This window comes from Luteibacter anthropi (genome assembly GCF_011759365.1).
Taxonomy (GTDB): Bacteria; Pseudomonadota; Gammaproteobacteria; order Xanthomonadales; family Rhodanobacteraceae; genus Luteibacter; species Luteibacter anthropi.
Map to the genome: position 1 here is coordinate 249256 of NZ_JAARLZ010000008.1, position 15738 is coordinate 264993.

At 63.1% G+C, this 15738-nt stretch carries 16 protein-coding genes and 1 pseudogene; 12 read left to right on the plus strand and 5 right to left on the minus strand.

Going from position 1 to position 15738, the window contains the following annotated elements:
- Position 1 precedes the first annotated feature (1 nt).
- The 6 genes from ftsB (at position 2) to HBF25_RS15790 (ending at position 4900) form a co-directional block, all read left to right on the plus strand.
- The gene (gene ftsB, locus HBF25_RS15765) at positions 2–328 is read left to right on the plus strand and encodes a cell division protein FtsB (RefSeq protein WP_166950088.1); all 327 of its coding nucleotides are present in this window, start codon (positions 2–4) and stop codon (positions 326–328) included.
- Complete coding sequence (ispD, locus tag HBF25_RS15770; protein ID WP_166950033.1) at positions 328–1017, plus strand: 2-C-methyl-D-erythritol 4-phosphate cytidylyltransferase; 690 nt, start codon at positions 328–330, stop codon at positions 1015–1017. The genes ftsB and ispD overlap by 1 nt, the downstream gene beginning before the upstream one ends.
- Positions 1014–1490, plus strand: a complete 477-nt coding sequence (gene ispF, locus HBF25_RS15775) for a 2-C-methyl-D-erythritol 2,4-cyclodiphosphate synthase (protein ID WP_166950035.1) — start codon at positions 1014–1016, stop codon at positions 1488–1490. Before ispD ends, ispF begins: the two co-directional genes overlap by 4 nt.
- A complete protein-coding gene (mgtE, locus tag HBF25_RS15780; protein ID WP_166950037.1) occupies positions 1487–2899 on the plus strand; it encodes a magnesium transporter in 1413 nt (470 codons plus the stop codon). Before ispF ends, mgtE begins: the two co-directional genes overlap by 4 nt.
- A 12-nt stretch (positions 2900–2911) precedes the next feature.
- Complete coding sequence (gene truD, locus HBF25_RS15785) at positions 2912–3928, plus strand: tRNA pseudouridine(13) synthase TruD (RefSeq protein WP_166950039.1); 1017 nt, start codon at positions 2912–2914, stop codon at positions 3926–3928.
- A 306-nt stretch (positions 3929–4234) separates the two neighbouring features.
- Positions 4235–4900 carry a DUF1345 domain-containing protein gene (locus HBF25_RS15790; protein ID WP_166950041.1) on the plus strand — a complete coding sequence of 222 codons (666 nt, stop codon included), beginning with the start codon at positions 4235–4237 and terminating at the stop codon, positions 4898–4900.
- 215 nt (positions 4901–5115) lie between these two features.
- Here the strand turns inward: HBF25_RS15790 and HBF25_RS15795 are convergent, their stop codons facing one another.
- Together HBF25_RS15795 and HBF25_RS15800 are read right to left on the minus strand one after the other, a co-directional pair.
- A complete protein-coding gene (locus HBF25_RS15795; RefSeq protein ID WP_166950043.1) occupies positions 5116–6045 on the minus strand; it encodes a DMT family transporter in 930 nt (309 codons plus the stop codon).
- A 245-nt stretch (positions 6046–6290) separates the two neighbouring features.
- A complete protein-coding gene (locus HBF25_RS15800) occupies positions 6291–7043 on the minus strand; it encodes an AraC family transcriptional regulator (RefSeq protein ID WP_166950045.1) in 753 nt (250 codons plus the stop codon).
- Between the two features lie 125 nt (positions 7044–7168).
- On the opposite strand from HBF25_RS15800, the gene HBF25_RS15805 reads away from it, so the two are divergent.
- Positions 7169–7576 carry a hypothetical protein gene (locus HBF25_RS15805; RefSeq protein WP_166950047.1) on the plus strand — a complete coding sequence of 136 codons (408 nt, stop codon included), beginning with the start codon at positions 7169–7171 and terminating at the stop codon, positions 7574–7576.
- A 97-nt stretch (positions 7577–7673) separates the two neighbouring features.
- Here the strand turns inward: HBF25_RS15805 and HBF25_RS15810 are convergent, their stop codons facing one another.
- Complete coding sequence (locus tag HBF25_RS15810) at positions 7674–8903, minus strand: MFS transporter (protein ID WP_166950049.1); 1230 nt, start codon at positions 8901–8903, stop codon at positions 7674–7676.
- Between the two features lie 113 nt (positions 8904–9016).
- Between HBF25_RS15810 and HBF25_RS15815 the strand changes: the two genes are divergently transcribed.
- From HBF25_RS15815 to HBF25_RS15835, 5 genes are all read left to right on the plus strand, one after another.
- Entirely contained in the window at positions 9017–9931 is a 915-nt protein-coding gene (locus tag HBF25_RS15815) for a LysR family transcriptional regulator (protein ID WP_166950051.1), read from the plus strand.
- 71 nt (positions 9932–10002) lie between these two features.
- Complete coding sequence (locus tag HBF25_RS15820) at positions 10003–11403, plus strand: PAS domain S-box protein (protein WP_166950053.1); 1401 nt, start codon at positions 10003–10005, stop codon at positions 11401–11403.
- A 458-nt stretch (positions 11404–11861) separates the two neighbouring features.
- Positions 11862–12260, plus strand: coding sequence for a methylglyoxal synthase (locus tag HBF25_RS15825; protein WP_166950055.1), 399 nt, complete (start codon positions 11862–11864; stop codon positions 12258–12260).
- A 676-nt stretch (positions 12261–12936) separates the two neighbouring features.
- The gene (locus HBF25_RS15830) at positions 12937–13224 is read left to right on the plus strand and encodes a hypothetical protein (protein WP_166950056.1); all 288 of its coding nucleotides are present in this window, start codon (positions 12937–12939) and stop codon (positions 13222–13224) included.
- The gene (locus HBF25_RS15835) at positions 13224–13538 is read left to right on the plus strand and encodes a hypothetical protein (RefSeq protein WP_166950058.1); all 315 of its coding nucleotides are present in this window, start codon (positions 13224–13226) and stop codon (positions 13536–13538) included. The genes HBF25_RS15830 and HBF25_RS15835 overlap by 1 nt, the downstream gene beginning before the upstream one ends.
- Before the next feature lie 370 nt (positions 13539–13908).
- Here the strand turns inward: HBF25_RS15835 and HBF25_RS15840 are convergent, their stop codons facing one another.
- On the minus strand, positions 13909–14256 hold the full coding sequence (locus HBF25_RS15840; protein ID WP_166950060.1) for a hypothetical protein: 348 nt from the start codon (positions 14254–14256) through the stop codon (positions 13909–13911).
- Positions 14257–15326: 1070 nt separating this feature from the next.
- A pseudogene (locus tag HBF25_RS15845) lies at positions 15327–15501 on the minus strand (transposase); the annotation flags it as partial.
- Positions 15502–15738: the final 237 nt, after the last annotated feature.

Consider the following 15738-nt stretch of genomic DNA (forward strand, 5'->3'; position numbering starts at 1 on the left):
CATCCTCCGCTGGGTCGGTCTGATCCTGGTCATGATCCTCATCGCGCTGCAGCTCAAGCTGTGGGTCGGCGGTGGGGGCATGGCCGAGGTGGATTCACTGCGGGCATCGGTCAAGAAACAGACCGACGAGAACGCATCGTTGCAGACGCGCAACCAGGCCCTGGCCGCCGACGTGGAAGACCTCAAGCACGGCGAGCAGGCGACGGAAGCGCGTGCGCGCCAGGAACTGGGCCTCATCAAGCCCGGCGAGACGTTCTACCAGGTGGTGGAGCCGGGGGCCGCGACCAGCGCGCCTCCGCCTCCGCCGCCCGTTACCGGCGGCCAGTGATGGATGCGCTCTGGTGCGTATTACCGGCCGCCGGCAAGGGCGTCCGGGCCGGCGGCGACCGGCCGAAGCAATACCAGGCGGTTGCCGGGCGACCGCTGATGGACCACACCCTGGAACGGCTGGCCGCGCATCCGCGCATCGCCGGCCTGCTGGTGGTGATCGCGGCCGACGACGAACACTTCGCCGCCACGGACCACATCCTGGGCAAGCCGCTGCTTACCGCCATCGGCGGCAGCGAGCGCAGTTATTCCGTGCTGGCAGGCATCGACGCCTTGCCGGCCGACGTATCCGACGACGCCTTCGTGCTGGTGCATGACGCCGCGCGACCCTGCGTGCGCGCCGCCGACATCTCGCGCCTGATCGACCTGGCCGGCGAGGCCGGTGGCGGTCTGCTTGGGGCGCCGTTGCGCGACACCCTGAAACGTGCCGATGCCGGTTGTCACAGTGTCGCCACCGAACCGCGCGATGGTCGCTGGCGTGCCTTCACCCCGCAGATGTTTCGTCGCGGCGAGCTGGCGCGTGCACTTCGCCTTGCCGCGACCGACGGTATCGTGGTCAGCGATGAAGCGATGGCGATGGAGCGGGCAGGGCACGCGCCGCTGCTCGTGGAAGGCTCGGAAGACAATATCAAGGTAACCACGCCCGCGGATTTCGCGCTGGCGGAGTTCCTGCTGGAGAGAACACGATGATCCGTATCGGACAGGGATTCGACGTCCACGCTTTCGGGCAGGGCGACCACGTGATGCTCGGCGGCGTGCGCGTGTCGCACACGCACGGCCTGCTTGCCCATTCCGATGGCGATGTCGTGCTGCATGCGCTGTGCGATGCGCTGCTGGGTTCGCTGGCGCTGGGCGACATCGGCAAGCACTTTCCGCCCACCGACGAAAAATGGCGTGGCGCCGACAGCCGCAGCTTCGTGCGTGCCGTTCGCGACATGTTGCGCGAGCGCGGTTACGCGCTGGTCAATGCCGACATCACGGTGATCTGCGAGGCACCCAAGGTGAATCCGCACGCGCAGGCCATGCGTGAGGCGATCGCCGAGGATCTCGCCACCGACACCGACCGCATCAGCATCAAGGCCACCACCACCGAGACCCTGGGCTTCACCGGCCGCCGCGAAGGCATCGCCGCGATGGCCAGCGTGCTCGTGGAGCGCCTGTGAGCGAGGCCGAGACCCGGTCCTCCGGGCCTCGCCTGCACGGCAGGCCGGAGGCGATCGTCGCACTGTTGCGGCGGCGCACTGGCCTGCTGGAATCCTCGGCCGGCGACGATGCGCTGGCGGAGGTCGATGCCGAGCTTCAGGCCCGGCTCGACGAACTGCACCCGGCCGACCTCGCTGATGTTCTCGAAGCGCTGCCGCTGGAAGACCGCCTCGCCGTCTGGCAACGGGTGAAGTCCGACCAGGACGGTGAAATCCTGCTCGAAGTGTCCGACTCGGTCCGCGAATCGCTCATCGCGGACATGGACGACCGCGAAATCCTCGCCGCCGTCGAACCGCTGGACGCCGATGAGCTGGCCGACCTCGTGGACGACCTGCCCACCGAGGTGCTGCCGGAACTCATGGCCAGCCTCGACGCGCAAGAGCGCGAGCGCGTGCAGGCGGCCATGTCCTACGAGGACGACCAGGTCGGCGCGTTGATGGATTTCGACATGGTCACCATTCGCGAGGACATCAGCCTCGAAGTGGTGCTGCGTTACCTGCGCCGCTTCGACGAACTGCCCGCGCAGACCGACAAGCTCTTCGTCGTGAATAACGAGAGCGTGCTGACGGGGGTGCTGCCATTGCACTGGCTGCTGGTGAATTCGCCGGACAAGATGGTCCACGAGATCATGGCGCCGGACGTGAACACCTTCCGTCCCGAAGACGACGCCTACGACGTGGCCCAGGCCTTCGAGCGCTACGACCTCGTCACCGCACCCGTCGTCGATGCCAACATGCATCTCATTGGCCGCATCGCCGTGGATGCGATGCTCGACTTCATCCGCGAGGAAAGCGAAACCGAGGCGCTGTCGCGCGGCGGCCTGCGCGAGGAAGAAGACATCTTCGCTTCGGTGTGGAAATCGGTGCGCAACCGCTGGGCGTGGCTGGCGATCAACCTCGTCACCGCCTTCATCGCCTCGCGCGTCATCGGCCTGTTCGAGCATTCCATCGAGAAACTGGTGGCGCTGGCGACGCTCATGCCCATCGTGGCCGGCATCGGTGGCAACTCCGGCAACCAGACCATCACGATGATCGTGCGTGCCATGGCGCTGGAGCAGGTCGGCGTATCGCAGGTCCGCCGCCTGTGGCGCAAGGAACTCGGCGTGGCCCTGTTCAACGGCGTCGTGTGGGGCGGTGCCATCGGCGTCGTCGCCTACCTGCTTTACGGCAGCGCCTCGCTCGGTATCGTGATGACCGCCGCGATGACGCTCAACCTGCTGCTGGCCGCCTTCATGGGTGTTGGCATTCCCATGCTGATGGTGAAGCTCGGGCGCGATCCTGCGCTGGGCTCCAGCGTTCTCATCACCGCCGTCACCGACAGCGGTGGTTTTTTCATCTTCCTCGGGCTTGCCACCCTGTTCCTTCTGTAAGGCGTTTTATCCATGACCGACGATGTCCTGCCCCATGCCTTCGGCGTGCCGCCGCTGCGCGCCCGCCTGCGTTCCACGCCGGACGACTTCCGTGTGGATGAAATCCTGGGCTACGAGCCGGATGGTGCAGGCGAGCATGTCTTCCTGCGTGTGGAAAAGCGCGGCGCCAATACCGACTGGGTAGCACGCGAAGTAGCGAAGTTCGCCGGCGTGCCGCCACTCAACGTGGGCTTTGCAGGCATGAAGGATCGCCATGCCGTCACCACGCAGATCTTCACCGTGCAGCTGCCTGGCAAGGCGGAGCCGGACTGGACCACTTTCCCGCATGCGGACGTCACGCTGACCTCGCTTGGCCGGCACTCGCGCAAGATCAAGCGCGGCGCGTTGCGAGGCAATCGTTTCGTGCTGGTCCTGCGAGATATCGAAGGTGATCGTGCGGCGGCCGAGGAACGTCTTGCCTCCATCGCGGCACGTGGCGTTCCCAACTACTTCGGCGAACAGCGCTTCGGCCTCGGCGGTCGCAACGTCGAGCAGGCCAAGGCCATGTTCGCCGGCCGCCGCGTGGATCGCGACAAGCGTTCGATCCTGCTGTCTGCGGCACGCTCGCACATCTTCAATGGCGTGCTGGCGGAGCGCGTGCGTGCTGGCAACTGGGATACACAGATGGAAGGCGAGATCTGGGGCCTCGATGGTTCGCGCTCATGGTTCGGTCCCGAGGCATTCAACGACACGCTGGCCGAACGCGTGGCCCGCTTCGACATCCACCCCACGGGGCCATTGTGGGGGCAGGGTGAAACGCCGGCGGGCGATGCGGCAGGCGAGCTGGAACGCTCGGTGGCGGCCCGCGATCCCGATATCGTCACGGGCCTTGCCAGTGCCCGCATGGACCAGGAGCGCCGCGCACTGCGCCTGAAGCCCACCGACCTGTCCTGGCGCTGGCTGGACGACGGCGCCCTCGAAGTGCAGTTCGCCCTGCCGTCCGGCGCCTACGCCACCACGGTCATGCGCGAACTGATGACCGAACCCTGACCCTCGGGCGATCAACCTGACGAAAACACGTCCCCTGTAGGAGCGCGCCTCGCGCGCGACCGGTATGAAACGGTGAACACACGATTCCACCCCGGTCGCGCGCAAGGCGCGCTCCTACAGGGATCTGGCACCACGCTGGCGAACATCGCCTGAGGCTATCCGGACGTTGTAGGAGCGCGCCTCGCGCGCGACCGGATATCACCGGGCGCACGGACCTGTACCGGTCGCGCGCAAGGCGCGCTCCTACAGGGCTCTGTGTCTTTACCATGTGCGGCGTATAGTCCGGGCAGATCCGAGGAGTGCTGCATGACTGAACCGACATCACGCAAAACCTGGGGCCCGCTTCGCTATATCAAGGCGCGGCCACGACTGCTTATCGCGGCAGTGGTTGCCATCGCTGCGGGTATGCTCATGGCCTCGCTCGGGTTGCCTGTGCGGCTGTCGCTCCTGCTCGGGTTCGATCTTGGGGCGGTGGTTTATCTCGTTTCCATCATCGTGATTTTCCGTGAGGCCAACGCAACGCATATGCGGCACCAGGCGCGGCTACAGGACAGTGGTCGCTGGACGACCCTGCTGAGCGGGGTGGCGTTGTCCACCGTGGTGCTCGCCGCGGTCAGCACGGAACTGCAATCGTCGGGGAAGGGCGGGGTGATGGATATCGCCGTGGCGGCACTGACGATCGTGCTCTCCTGGACGTTCATGAATACGCTCTTTGCATTGCACTATGCGCATGGGTACTACGGCGATTTCGGCAAGCAGCACCAGGGCCTCGATTTCCCCAAGACGGATGACCCGGATTACTGGGACTTCGCCTATTTCTCCTTCACCATCGGCATGACGTTCCAGGTTTCCGACGTGCAGATCACCACGCGTTACCTGCGTCGCGTGGCCCTCATGCACAGCGTCATCGCCTTCTTCTTCAACGTGTTCATCATCGCCATCAGCGTGAACATCGCGGCAGGCAAAGCCTGACAGAAGCCTTGTAGGAGCGCGCCTCGCGCGCGACCGGATAACGCCGGGCGCACGGACCTGTAACCGGTCGCGCGCAAGGCGCGCTCCTACAGGGATCTGGCGCCACGCTAGCGAACACCGCCTGAGGCTACCCGGGCATTGTAGGAGCGCGCCTCGCGCGCGACCGGATAACACTGGGCGCCCGGACCTCTACCGGTCGCGCGCAAGGCGCGCTCCTACGGGGATCTGTGTGCTCGTACGCATAGCACTACGCTGGCGGATACGGCCACCATCGCCACCCACTCGGCAGGGTGCGGCCAGCGTGATTCCCACAGGAATCCGTAGAGCAGCGCGAACAGGGTTTCGAACAGGATCATCTGGCCGACGAGCGTCAGTGGCAGCAGGCGGCTCATGCGATTCCACAGGCCATTGCCCACGATGGAGGCGAACACCGCCACGCCCGTGCTCACCGCTGCAAAGCGCAGCCATGCGGCCATGGCATGTGCACGCGGATCGAACCACAGCGCAGCAGGCACCAGCAGCAGTGAGAGCGCGCCGGTTGCGACGCCGGTCAGCAGGTTCCAGTCATGCGACGACACGTGCTCAAGCCGGGCCAGCCACCGCGCGTTGCGGATGGCGTAGATCGTCCAAGAGACAAGGGCGATCGTGGCGCAGGCCAGGCCGGCGATGCGTTCAAACGATGTGCGGGTGCTCGTGGTATCGCCAAACGATTGCCAACCGATGCAGGCAATGGCGACGACGCTGAGCAGCAGGGACGGTGCCAGCCTTCGCAGTGGCACCGCGCCATGATCGCGGCTTCCGATCAGCGTGATGCAGACAGGCAGGAAACCGATCACCAGCGACGTGACCGCGACACCACCCCATTGCACGGCGGCAGCGACGGCGACGTAGTAAACGATGTTGCCGAGCAGTCCCAGCCCAGCCAACGTGCGCCAATGCGATGCCGTTACCCAGCCACGCAACGCAGGCCAACGCGGTAGCAAGAGCACCACGGATATCGCGCCGTAGACGAGATAGCGACCGGCTGCCAGTTGCAGAGGCGAGAAATCGCCCACCAGTTCCGGCGCCAGGAATACGGCACCCCAGAGGGCACCCGCAAGCACGCCGCAGGCGATACCAAGCCAGGTTTTCGTCGTGACCGCCATGCGTGCCTCCGTCCAGGCTAGTCAGGATGCCTGAAGCAACATGAGCATGGCTTGGCGGGGACTACACGTTTTTGGGCGCGGTCTCGCGATGGACAGCACGGAATAGTCCAGACCAGTAGATTGCCCCTCACCTGTAGGAGCGCGCCTTGCGCGCGACCGGTGATGCGAAGGAAGTGATGGCTTTCGCGACAACCGGTCGCGCGCAGGGCGCGCTCCTACAGGTGAAGTCACAGCTTCAGTGCGAGTTACCCGTTTTCCGGCCCGTTCTCGCGATGACGGCGGCGATACGCGGCAGGCGTGATCCCCATGGCATCCCGCATGGCACGAGTGAGAGTGCTCTGGTCGGCAAAGCCACATGCCGTGGCGATGCGGGCGATGGCCTCGTCGCCACGCACCAGTTGTTCGCTGGCACGCCGCAGGCGCAGATTCGCCAGCCACGCCCGGGGCGTTGTGTCCAGCTCGCTGCGGAACAACTCGTGCAGGCGGCTGACGCTCATGGCGCCGCGTGCGGCCATGTCGGCGGCTGTCCAGGGTTGGTGAGGTGCGTTCTCGACGTCACCCAGGATGCGGGCAAGCCGGGATACGGGGCGGGGCGCCTCGCGGGTGAGTGCGTCCAGCAGCAGGGGTACCCATAGCGACAGCGCCTCGGGCGTCTGTCGGCCCTCGTCCAGGGTGATCCGCATGTATTCCACGAGCGCCATGGCCGCTGGCGTCATGGGCACGAAGGGACGTTCCGCCAGGCGGCTGGTGATATTGCCGGGCAGCAGGGACGCATCGAGATCCACGATCAGCGAGCGGTTGGGCACCTCGCCCACCGTGGTATGGCGGGTATCCTGGGCCACGAAAGCCGCCATGGCCGCACCGGCCCGGCCTTCACGGCCATCGATATCCAGCGACACCAGCCCGCGCACGGGCAGCACGATCTGGGCGTACTCGTGCCGGTCGCTGCCGGTGTCGCCGTCGTAGCTGCGGACGCTGAGGTGGGGATGCGGAGCCATGGGCCATTCTAAGCCCGCCGTGGCCCGGCTGCCGAACCGGCATTTTTCTTATTGACGCGATGCGGCAATCGGGACGATCTTCCCCTTGCCCGGCGCGCCGGGCGGATACGAGCAAGGGGGAAACCATGCATATCCATCCATTCCTGAGGGCGGCGGGGGCCGCGCTCCTGTTCGCGCTGGCTACGGGCCAGATCGATGCCCGCACCGTGGAAGAGGCGCCGCCGGATACGGTCTGCACCCTCCTGGGCACGGCCTTGCGCTATGTCGATACCACGGTCACCGTGCGTGCGGTGGCCACCTCGCAGGGCAAGACGGCAATCCTCAGCGACGGCCAGTGCCAGGGACAGATCGCGCTCAATATCGACGAAGCCAACAGCCACAAGCGCGATGTCTCGGCTTTCCGCCGTGCCATCACCTCGGCGGGGGCACAGGCCAGCGCGACGGTCTTCGGGCGCTTCCACCCCACCGCCAACGCGGGCACGCCATACGCCATCGACGTATACAGCGTGCGCGACATCGCCGAAGTGAAGTAACGCCAGCTTTTGTAGGAGCGCGCCTCGCGCGCGACCGATTATCGCGAACCCATTCATTCATTCATTCGCTTCGCCCGGTCGCGCGCAAGGCACGCTCCTACACGAGCTTTTGCCAGGCGCGTGGATGCCAGCCGATCCACAAGGTGATGGCGAGCATGGGCAGCACGACCCAGGACAGCGCCGTGGCACCCACGCCGTCGAGGATCACGCCACCCAGCAGGCCGCCACCGGCCACGGCGGTGTTCCAGCCCGTGACCAGTAGCGACTGGGCCACGTCCGCCGATTCCCCCGCGTTACGACTCAGTGCCGTCTGGAGCAGGGCCGGAGAGCCGCCAAACGCCAGCCCCCACACGCCGAGCGCCACGGCCAGCACGGCAGGCGATGCCGGCCACAGGGCAATCGCCGCCGTGGCGCCGAGAAAACCGACGATGCCCAGCAGCACCAGCGTACGCATCATCCGGTCACCCAGCGCACCGGCGACCCAGATGCCGACGATAGACGCCACACCGAACAGCATCAGATAGCGATCCACCTTGTCGCCCACGCCTGCCACGGCAAGCACGGGTGCCACATAGGTGTAGAGCACGTTGTGTGCAAGCACGAACACCAGCATCGTACCCAGCACCTGCGCCACGCCCGGCAGGCGGAAGACACGGCGCAGGTCGAGCGGCCCGCCGTCACGCTGGCCGGCGAAGTCGGGCAGCGTCGCACGTACCCATACCAGCAACACGAAACTCAGCATCGACATGATGCCGAAGCTCCAGCGCCAGCCTATCTGCTGGCCGAGCAGGGTGCCTGCCGGGATGCCCAGGGACAGCGCCAGTGGCGCGCCAGCCATGGCGATCGCCATGGCGCGTGTCTGCTGCGAGGGCGACACCATGCGCGTGGCATATCCGGCGAGCAGCGCCCACAGCAGGCCCGCACTCACGCCGGCAATGAGCCGCGCCACGAGGATGAGCGGATACGACGACGACATCGCCGTGATGGTATTGGCGAAGAGAAATCCCGCCATGGCCGTCATCAGCAACGGCTTGCGACCCAGGTGCCGCGTGGCCGCCACCAGGGGAATCGCCGTCAGCAGCGAGCCGATGGCGTAAATCGTCACCAGTTGGCCTACCAGTGCCTGGCTGATGCCGAGGCCGGCGCTCATGGTCGGGAGCAGGCCGGCCGGCAAGGCCTCGGTGATGATGGTGATGAAGCCGCCGCTGGCCAGCGCAATAAGACCAGCCAGCGGAAAAGGCGCTGTGTCGGCGACAGGCGCTTCCGGGGCAGCGCAGAGGCTGCCGCCGGGACCGATGGACGGCTCACCGAAGGGTTGGGGAGACATGGCGGATACTCGGGTAAAGGAATACCTGCCACCTTAGGAACTCCCTCATTCGGGAAAAAGGCGGGTACAGTTCCCCAGTATCCGGACATATCTGTCCGCAATGGGAATCCGCCATGGACAGCCTGGGCAGCCTCCAGACCTTCGTACGCGTGGCCGATGCACGCAGCTTCGTGGATGCCGGCCGCTCGCTGGGTGTCACCGCCGCCGCCGTGGGCAAGGCCATCGCGCGGCTGGAACAGGACATGGGCGTGCGCCTGTTCCATCGCAGCACGCGCAGCGTGGCGCTCACCGCCGAAGGGCAGCTCTTCCTCGTGCGCTGCCGGCGCATCCTGACCGAAGCCGAGGCAGCGAAGGCCGAGCTGTCCGAGCGGCTTGGCACGGCGCAGGGACGTTTGCGCATCAGCCTGCCCACCGTCAACGACCTCACCTTGCCACTGCTTGCGGAGTTCGCGAAACGGTATCCCGACGTGGTGCTTGATCTGGATTTCACCGATCGCGTGGTGGACGTGATCGACGAAGGTTTCGATGCCGTGATCCGCGTGGGCAAACCGACAGACTCACGACTTGCAGGGCGTTACCTCGGCAGCTTCAACCGGCACCTCATCGCATCGCCGGCCTACCTGCAAGCACACGGCGAGCCAAAAAAACCGGAAGACCTTCTCGCCCATCACTGCATGCACTATCGCTATCCGAGCACGGGACGACTGGAAACCTGGCCGCTGCGCTACGACGGCCCCGAGCTGCGCATCCCCGAATCCCTCATCTGCAACGATATCCAGACGCGTATCTGCTTTGCCGCGCGCGGCTTCGGCATCGCCTTCGTGCCGGATCATTCCTCGCGTGGCGCCTTGCAGCGTGGCGAGGTGGTGACCTTGCTCGACGACTACCTCGACGCATCCAGCTGCTTCAACCTGCTGTGGCCATCGGGACGGCACGTGCTGCCGAAACTGCGCGTTTTCATCGATTTCGTCAGCGAGCACATGTTTCCTTGCCCCGAGTCGGCGTGGCGGAAGGTCGCAGCCGACTGACATCGCATCAAGCCGTCACATCGCCCGGCCGTTAACGGCGCACACCATATGGACAAGGGAACGGCAGGGCGATGAAGAAGATCATTACGCGGTGGCTTGCGCGCTGGCTGCATGAGACCGCACCTGCGAAGGAGGCCACGTCGGTGGACGAGAGTGCCTTTCGCACGCTGGAGCAGACGCTGGAGCAGGCACTCGACGCAGTAGTGACGATTGATGCCGCGAACAACGTCATTTTCTACAACGCATCGGCGGAACACCTATGGGGCTATCCACGGGCAGACGTACTGGGCCGCAACGTCTCGATGCTGGTGCCGTTTGCATTGCGCGCCGGTCACGATGCTTTGATCGATGCCAATCGCGAAGGCCAGCCCGACCGCATCGTGGGCACGAGCCGCGAAGTGCAGCTTGAGCGTGCCGATGGCACAAAGCTATGGGTATCGCTGGCGATGTCGCGCATCCGTCTGGACCATGGCATCTACTACACGGCCTTCGTACGCGACGTGAGCGCGGACGTGGCGCGTCGCGATGCCCTGCGATTGCTGTCGATGGTGGCGGATCACACGGACAACGCCGTCATCATCACCGATGCATCCGGTATGACCCAGTATGTGAATCATGGCTTCGAGCGCATGTCGGGCTTCGCACCCGAAGACATCATCGGCCGGCGCCCGGGTGATGTCTTGCAGGGCAGGGCAACCAACCCGCATACGGTAGCGGCGGTGCGTCAGCGCCTGCATGCAGGCCAGGCGATCTACGAAGAAATACTCAACTACCGCAAGGATGGCGAACCCTACTGGGTATCGATGGTGATCAATCCCGTGCGGGCGGCCGGCGGAGCCATCGAAAAGTTCGTCGCGATCATGGCGAACATCACGAACTCCAAGCTGCGCAGCGAGGAAGACCGCATCCGCCTCCAGGCCATCGACCGCAGCAACCTCGTTGCCGAATGGGCACTGGATGGCTGCTGGCTGACGGGCAACCCCCTGTTGCGCGATTTGCTGGGCGGCGAAGCACCGCGCGGTAACGCCAACATCCTCGAAGCCGTGGGCGCCTCGGGCCGCGCGGCTTTGGACGACCAGCGCGACGCGCCGGCATCGATGGTGCTGGAGCGCCACGACGGTGGCGACCTGCGCGTCACGGCCACGGTAAGCGTCATCCGCGATTCGGAAGGCCGTTCGGCAAGGCTGGTGATGCACGGCCAGGATGTCACCGCACGTCACGATACCGACAGCCACGTCCTCGACCTCACCAGCCGCGTGGAGACCATCGCGTCGACTGTCTCGAAAATCTCCTTCCAGACCCACGTCCTTTCCCTCAACGCCGCCATCGAGGCAGCACGCGCAGGTGCCGAAGGCAAAGGCTTCGGTGTGGTGGCAGAAGAAGTCCGCGTCCTGGCCGCGCAATCAAAAGAAGCTGCCGACCGCATCAGCCGCCTCCTGGCCTCCGCCCGCCTGCGCCTGGAAGAACTGTAGGAGCGTGCTTGCGCGCGACCGGTTGTCACGAAAACCATCAACCCATTCGTACCACCAGTCGCGCGCAAGGCGCGCTCCTACAAAACGCAGTCGGATGCCAAGCGGCGACGGGGTATTGTCATCACGTCGGTCATCGATGGTTCGGCCTCCGAAATTCAGGCCCGTGTCGCATCCTTCGCACGGACTTTCAGTTTCGCCAGCTCTCTGTAGGGATCGAAGGAGATGGCGGCAAGCACGCTCGCCAGCCATCGGGTCCGGAGCAACATGGTTCATCCTTGAAATGCACTGGGAAAGGCGTGCGTATTCTTCGTAGCTCTTTTTCGGTCGTATGTGGCCGGATGGCGTCGATTTATGCCGGAAATGACGGCCTGGCCCTGCTTTGGCGATATGCCGCCACGTCAGCGTCGTGAAGCACCGCTTAAGATGATCCGGCAGTCGTTGAACGGAGAAGTCGTCGCATGGACACGAGACTGGCACTGGTGGCGCATGACGCCAGAAAGGAGCGGATGCTCCTGCTTGCGCGGGATTACATAGGCTTGCTTCGCGAATGCCGCCTGTGTTCGACGCGCACCACGGGAACCCTGCTCAGGAAAGTACTGGGCCTGGATGTGGAGTGCATGGCATCAGGCCCGCTGGGTGGCGATGTCCAGCTTGCATCGCGCGTCATCAGCGGTGGGCTCGATATGCTCATCCTGCTGCGGGATACACAATGCGCACATCCGCACGATGCGGACATCAACGCCTTGTTGCGCATATGCGACGTATGGAACGTGCCATGCGCCACGAACGAGGTAACCGCTCGTATTCTTCTCTTCCATGCGCAAGTCACGCACGGCATGTTTCCAACGCCCCTGTAAGAGCGCGCCTTGCGCGCGACCAGTGACGCGAAGGAGATGATGATTTTCGCGTCAACCGGTCGCGCGCAAGGCGCGCTCCTACACGAAAAGATGATGCCGCGTGCCGGGAAAGGCACGCGCGGCACGTCAGAAAAAGTGAAAAATTTCCAGAGACAATCCAGCGTTGTTTTGCTAGCTTGTCTGCGTTGCCTGCGCCATCGATGCGAGTCGTCTCGCAGGCAACCATCGCTCATCAGCGGTGAGAGCATGCCTGCCGAGGGATTGCAGCCCTCGACAGGCACTGACCAAAGCCAACTCAGTCAACAGGAGTCAACCATGGCTACCGTCCATCATACGGCACTCTCACGCCCGTCGCTTCCCATCGACGGCTCCCTCACCGGTGACCAGGCAGTCCGGGGCTTCCCCGAACACGGCTGACGAACCGCGGCACCGGCCGCCAAGCCAGCGTTTTCAGGCCCTGCCGTCGTATCCGGCGCGTTGTCGCGTACCCGGCATCCAGGGCGGCTGACGCCGCATCCACTTCGACACCACGCCGCCCGGCGTCCGGCCACGGACACGCCGGTGAGCCCTCTCATCCCGATGAGTGATGCGAACCATCGCAGTTGCGTCACCGTGGCACGTCATGTGCGCATGGCGTGCCACACCTGCACGGGAGCGGCCCCTCAAGGAGCACGATATGAACGACATCAACGATGCCTGCCAACTGGGCGAAGGCAGCTACCGGCTCGATCCGCAGGCCAGCGTGGATACGCTGCTGGATGATGCAGGGGAATGGCTGGAATACGCCGTGGGGATCAACGAGGTGCTGGCGGAAGGCCTGGCCGATCTCGGCACGCAGAACCACCGTCACATGGTGAGGTTGCTGGGCGCGGCGTTGCTGCTCACGGATATGGGCACGCAATGCCTGCGGCAGGCGAAGGTGCGTCGCGGCTGGGATGGGCTTGCCTCGCTCGGAGGCGGTTGATGCTGCCGTTCACGGCGTTGCCGGTGGTGCCGCTGGTGGGTGTGGGGATAGTGATGCTGGGGATCAATGCGGCGGTCTACATCGACCGCCGCCATGGCCGCACGCGAGCGTGTCGCAGCGCCAGGGATTTCTGCGTGGTGGCTTTTTTCAGCTTCCTGCTCGCCAGCTTTGCGCTGCTCGACCTCAGCACGGACGTATGGATTCAACCGGAAGAAAGCATCGCCCTGATGGTGCTGCATGGCGCGGGTGGTGTATTCGCGCTGTCCACCGCCAGCGCCGCAGGCTTCTGCATAGCGACCCGGCTATCTCTGTAGGAGCGCGCCTTGCGCGCGACCGATGGTGCGGGTGCAATGATGGTTTCGCGACAACCGGTCGCGCGCAAGGCGCGCTCCTACAGAAACTGGGCATGAAACAGGAATGAGGCATCAGGCAGGAAGAAGGGTGTCGCGATATCCATGTTCCTGCGTCCTAGTGTCGACTCCCCGCCGAATTCAGGCAACAAAGCGATCCGGCTTCCTCGAGTTATGGTTGGCACTAATTAGACGAGAGTCGACACCATCAGTCGGTGACTGTCCGGAGCGCAGGTGTAGAGGGGAGGGCTTCTCCCGATTGAGAAAAATCATTAGTGAAATTGGCAGGGTACGAATGCATCGGGCGCAGCTCCGATGCAACCATACAGTCGATCTAAAGCCCTTCAATAATCGACATTTCACCAGTCTTCATATCAATGGATACAGTCCAATGATATCCCGCGTTATTGAATTCGGGCTTGGCATCTACGTAAATCTCTGCGTCCTTCGTGCAGATGATTCCCGGAGCCTCATCGGTCTTTCCAGTCCATGCCGGCTTCTTCTCATGGAAAAATCTCCTCGCCTCATCTATGTGAGACGCATAGAATTCCTGATCCATTTTTCTACACCCATACTTAGCGAGCGCGTCTTCCGGTGTTCCAACACCAAAAAACAGATTCATGAATATAATCAACATCACTACCCCGCGCATCGCATTGGTAACGAATAAGTTGCTTTTCATCGCGTTCAACTTGCTTCTCAGAGGTGTCACACTTCGCATCACACTCTAGAGATTTCCTATATGCCCTGCATTCGGATCGCTGCAATGGATATTCTGGACCATTTTAATGAGAATGATCCCGATTCCTTGCTTCGACATTTCCTATGACGTGGCCGGTGAGCCGTATGGGCAACACTGGAAACATACATCCATAACTCACCCTCTAAATGCCCAGTCCTCCTACTAGCTTAGACAGGGCGAAGCCATTGAAGAATCAGGCTCAAGGAAATAATCAAAAACCATAGTGATCCCGAGAGAGGAAGGGCTCGATATCGGCTATCACGAGCACTTGCCTCTTTTTTTTGGCGCCAAGTCATCAATAATGCGAAACCAAGTACCAACACTGCATTGGGAATGCTGGCAGCTACCAGTAGTCCATGGGATGGATTGGTGCTCATTAAATTGTTAGGGTAAAAAATTAATCTCGCCATCCTATCTAGGCTTATAAAACCAACGAAACCCAGCTCACCGAGAAAAATATGGCATAAGAAGCGATAATTTCTAAGTCCTGTCAACATCAGGCGTCTCTCCCCGCGATCACGAAAAGTCGTGCGGCATATATCGCCGCAACCATTAGCATATTGATGCAGGCTAGAGTCTCTGGAACATGAGGCATCGCTATCGCCATACGCCTTCGATCCACGACTATTCGCAGTACCAAACCGATCAATATCGCGCTTACAGAAAACAAGAGAGTACACACGAGACCGACTGAAGTTAGCTGCGGCAGCGCTCCAGTCGCAACCTTCCACTCACCGAAGGCCCAACGCCCAAAAGTGTCACCAATCCAGCACATTGCAGCCAGGGCGACGCTACAATTCAGCCACCACGCTAATCTGACAAATGCCGCCATATTCAATCCTCCACGCGAATGCGCCCGAAGCGGGAAATTACTTTCATTTTATCGGACCAAGGACGCATGCTATGCGTCGGCACAATGACGTTATCGGTCACTGATTTCCTAAGAAGATCGTCAACGGGACGCCAATCGTCCTAGGATTGAGCAGCCACGCAACCAATCGTCATGCCGGGTCGCGCAGTCGCTGAACATCGGGCGCCTTCATGCCGCCGTACTTCGATGTCCTCGCATAGTATGTGGCTTTCGGAGATGCCGAGTTCGCGACATACATCATTGACCTGCCGGCCACTCTCGACCTGCTTCAGGGTAGTGACGATCTGGCTCTCGGTGAATTTGCTCTTGCGCATCGTAGGTCTCCTTGGGGCTTAGTTTGCCCGGAGACCTCTAGTTACGGGGGGACTCAGTTTACGGGGAGTCGACAATACGACTGCCCATCCTTGTCCGGATCTTCCTGCGGTGCGTCCGACGTCCCCCCGCCTTCAGTAGCGGTCCGGTTTGAGTCCCGAGTTACTGTAACTGTTTTGCGTAGGCAGCGGGCGTCAGTCCGCCCAGTGCTATCTTCGGTCGCTCCTCGTTGTATTCAC

Coding starts and splice junctions, on each gene's coding strand:
- ispD (WP_166950033.1), top strand. CDS start 328: ATGGATGCGCTCTGGTGCGTATTACCGGCCGCCGGCAAGGGCGTCCGG.
- ispF (WP_166950035.1), top strand. CDS start 1,014: ATGATCCGTATCGGACAGGGATTCGACGTCCACGCTTTCGGGCAGGGC.
- HBF25_RS15810 (WP_166950049.1), bottom strand. CDS start 8,903: ATGTCTCCCCAACCCTTCGGTGAGCCGTCCATCGGTCCCGGCGGCAGC.
- truD (WP_166950039.1), top strand. CDS start 2,912: ATGACCGACGATGTCCTGCCCCATGCCTTCGGCGTGCCGCCGCTGCGC.
- HBF25_RS15825 (WP_166950055.1), top strand. CDS start 11,862: ATGGACACGAGACTGGCACTGGTGGCGCATGACGCCAGAAAGGAGCGG.
- HBF25_RS15815 (WP_166950051.1), top strand. CDS start 9,017: ATGGACAGCCTGGGCAGCCTCCAGACCTTCGTACGCGTGGCCGATGCA.
- HBF25_RS15800 (WP_166950045.1), bottom strand. CDS start 7,043: ATGGCTCCGCATCCCCACCTCAGCGTCCGCAGCTACGACGGCGACACC.
- HBF25_RS15805 (WP_166950047.1), top strand. CDS start 7,169: ATGCATATCCATCCATTCCTGAGGGCGGCGGGGGCCGCGCTCCTGTTC.
- HBF25_RS15840 (WP_166950060.1), bottom strand. CDS start 14,256: ATGAAAAGCAACTTATTCGTTACCAATGCGATGCGCGGGGTAGTGATG.
- HBF25_RS15835 (WP_166950058.1), top strand. CDS start 13,224: ATGCTGCCGTTCACGGCGTTGCCGGTGGTGCCGCTGGTGGGTGTGGGG.
- HBF25_RS15790 (WP_166950041.1), top strand. CDS start 4,235: ATGACTGAACCGACATCACGCAAAACCTGGGGCCCGCTTCGCTATATC.
- HBF25_RS15820 (WP_166950053.1), top strand. CDS start 10,003: ATGAAGAAGATCATTACGCGGTGGCTTGCGCGCTGGCTGCATGAGACC.
- HBF25_RS15795 (WP_166950043.1), bottom strand. CDS start 6,045: ATGGCGGTCACGACGAAAACCTGGCTTGGTATCGCCTGCGGCGTGCTT.
- HBF25_RS15830 (WP_166950056.1), top strand. CDS start 12,937: ATGAACGACATCAACGATGCCTGCCAACTGGGCGAAGGCAGCTACCGG.